General features: G+C 61.6%; 3 protein-coding genes and 1 pseudogene. 3 read left to right on the forward strand and 1 reads right to left on the reverse strand.

What is annotated here, in order from left to right:
- From EN935_RS29310 to EN935_RS29320, 3 genes are all read left to right on the forward strand, one after another.
- Positions 1-1,068 (forward strand): SDR family NAD(P)-dependent oxidoreductase (locus EN935_RS29310; RefSeq protein ID WP_164771418.1); only part of this gene is annotated, 1,068 nt, incomplete at its 5' end.
- A 33-nt stretch (positions 1,069-1,101) separates the two neighbouring features.
- On the forward strand, positions 1,102-2,034 hold the full coding sequence (locus EN935_RS29315; RefSeq protein ID WP_127262781.1) for a glycosyltransferase family 2 protein: 933 nt from the start codon (positions 1,102-1,104) through the stop codon (positions 2,032-2,034).
- Positions 2,035-2,146: 112 nt separating this feature from the next.
- Complete coding sequence (locus tag EN935_RS29320) at positions 2,147-2,686, forward strand: sugar transferase (RefSeq protein WP_127262782.1); 540 nt, start codon at positions 2,147-2,149, stop codon at positions 2,684-2,686.
- A gap of 118 nt (positions 2,687-2,804) precedes the next feature.
- Here the strand turns inward: EN935_RS29320 and EN935_RS42320 are convergent.
- Positions 2,805-2,913, reverse strand: a pseudogene (locus tag EN935_RS42320) (epimerase); the annotation flags it as partial.

A 2,913-nucleotide genomic window follows, 5' to 3' on the forward strand; every position in this document is an offset into this window, starting at 1 on the left:
CTGGTGACGGGCGGCGCGGGCTCGATCGGCCAAACCCTGGTCAAACGGTCGCTGCAACTGGGAGCGGAGGCGGTGCTGGTCGCCGACAACTCCGAGTTCGGCATTTTCCAGCTGAGCCAGTATATTGACGAAAAGGACCACGACCGTCTCAAGGTCCGTATCGTCGATGTCGCGGACCGACGCCAGATAACGCGTGTCGTCACGGAATTCCGGCCGGACATCATCTTTCATGCCGCGGCGCTCAAGCACGTTCCGCTGCTCGAGGAAAACTGGGATTCGGCCATCCAGACCAACATTTTCGGAACACTCGTCTGTGCCGAGGTCGCCGCCAAATGCGGTGTTGCACAATTTGTCCTGATATCGAGCGACAAGGCGGTGGATCCGACATCGGTGCTTGGCATGACAAAGCGGGCCGCTGAACAGATCGTCAGCGCCTTGCACGGGGCGCCAGCAGGCGAGCCGGGCGGGCGTGGCTCCGCCACCAAATTCATAGCTGTGCGGTTCGGCAATGTCTTTGGCAGCAATGGTTCGGTGGCGACCATATTCCAGGCGCAGATCGAGGCTGGGGGACCCGTCACCATCACCGACCGGCGCATGACACGCTATTTCATGACCGTGGCCGAAGCCGTCGATCTTGTCATCATGTCGGCGACCGATGCCGCGTCCAGGCACAGCGGAGACGATTATGCCGTCTATATGCTCGACATGGGCAAGCCGGTGCCGATTCTTGAAGTGGCCGAAACGATGATCCGCATGTCAGGAAAGAGCCCATACAAGGACATTGCAATCCGGTTCACCGGCATAAGGCCGGGCGAAAAACTCCACGAAACGCTGCATGGCGAAGACGAGGAACTCGTCGAACTCGGCATTTCGAAGATTTTTGGCCTTAGCACGGACGTCGTGGAATGGTCGGATGTCCAGATCGCGCTCACGGCCCTGCAGCAATCGGCGAAAAACCAGGACAAGGCTGCCGCGCTCGCCGTGCTGGCAGGCCTTGACCGCGCCAAGAAGGCCCGGGGGAGCATTCATCAGGGCGCGATCCCGAAAACGGCCGGGCAGGCGAGCTAGGCCCGATTCAGAATTCAGAAAGCGATCTTGCCCGTGAGCAAAGCAGATCTGCGCGTCGCGGTCCTGATGGGCACGAAGGATGGCGCTGCCTTCATCGATGAACAGCTGCAGTCCCTGCTCGCGCAGTCGCACCCTCTGGTCGACCTGTGGATATCCGACGATGGTTCCATCGATGGCACGACCGCCATCATCGAGACATGGAAATCGCGCTGGCCCAAGGGTCGAATGACCCTCGTGGAGGGGCCGCGGCAAGGCTTCGCCGCCAATTTCCGATCGATGATCCTCGATCGACGCATCGATGCGGACTGCTATGCCTTCTGCGACCAGGACGATATCTGGGAGCCCGACAGGCTGGAGAGCGCCATCCGCTGGATGCAGGCCCATGACGCAAAGACCCCACTGATGTTTTGCTCGCGAACCGCGACCATGACCGAAACGGGAAGCCTTGTCGGCCATTCGCCGCTCTTTGCCCGGCCGCCATCCTTTCGCAACGCGCTTGTGCAAAGCATCGCCGGCGGCAACACCATCCTGCTCAACGCCGCGGCACGCGACCTGCTGGCCAGGGCCTCCGCGCGGACCGGGTTCGTCAGCCACGACTGGTGGGCCTATCTCATCGTGACCGCCGCCGGCGGCGGCGTCCGCTACGATCCACGGCCGCTGGTGCGCTACCGGCAGCACGCGGCAAACCTGGTCGGCGCCAACGTGTCGTGGCGAGCAAGGGTTTCCCGGCTTGGCCGCCTGTTCAAGGGTGAGTTCGCCGGCTGGACGGATCTCAACCTTGACGGTCTTGCCGTCAATCGCGACCTCCTGACCGAGGACGCGGCGGCATGCCTCGACCTGTTCACCAGCGGGCGGCAGGGCGGTCTCTTCCGCCGCTTGGCAGCCTTGCGCAAAAGCGGTGTCTATCGGCAGACTCTTTCAGGGACCCTGGGGCTCTATCTCGCTTTCATCCTGGGACGCATTTGAGCATCGAACAGCTGCGTGGCGCGCTTGGTCAGGAGATGAGCTCATGCTACGTCGACGGGCTTGGCCTGCGGCGTTGCCTCGGGACTTTCGCAGGGAGCATTATCGGCCGTTCATGAAGGCAGCCAAGCACATCTTCGATCTTGCCGGTGCGGTTCTGCTGCTGGTGGCCACATCTCCTGTTTTGATGCTGGCCGTCCTTGCCATCAGGGCATCGTCGCCCGGTCCGGCTATTTTTTCGCAGACGCGGGTCGGCCGTGACGGCCTGCTTTTTCGCTGTCACAAGTTGCGCACGATGTATGTCGGCACGCCATCATTGCCCTCGCATGAAGCGCCGGCGAATTCCGTGACATCGGTTGGAAGGGTCTTGCGGAAGTTCAAGCTCGATGAGCTGCCGCAGTTCTGGAACGTCCTGAAGGGCGAGATGAGCCTTGTCGGGCCGCGCCCCTGCCTGCCGACCCAAACGCAATTGATCGAGTGTCGCAGGCGGCTGGGCGTGTTGGCGGCACTACCGGGCATAACCGGCCTGGCCCAGATCAAGGGCATCGACATGTCGAACCCGGAGCTTTTGGCGCAAACGGATGCCGCCTATCTCCGCACGGCGTCGTTCTGGCTCGACCTTCGGATCCTGCTTGGAACGCTCTATCGAAGCTGAACAGACCATGATCCCCAAAAGTGGAAGCCGGTTTTTGGGAAAGATCATGGTCAGACAAAAAGCCATGATCCCCAAAAGTGGAAGCCGGTTCTGGGAACGATCAAGGTCAAACAAGACGTCAGGATTTACTGAGCCGCGCTAGCTCGGCCAACCGCTCCAGCGTGGCGGTTTCAGGCGCCCAGCCCTGCGATACCAGCAGGGCAGGGGCGCATATCTGAGTCGCGGTC

The organism is Mesorhizobium sp. M7D.F.Ca.US.004.03.1.1 (genome assembly GCF_003998635.1).
Taxonomy (GTDB): domain Bacteria; phylum Pseudomonadota; class Alphaproteobacteria; order Rhizobiales; family Rhizobiaceae; genus Mesorhizobium; species Mesorhizobium loti.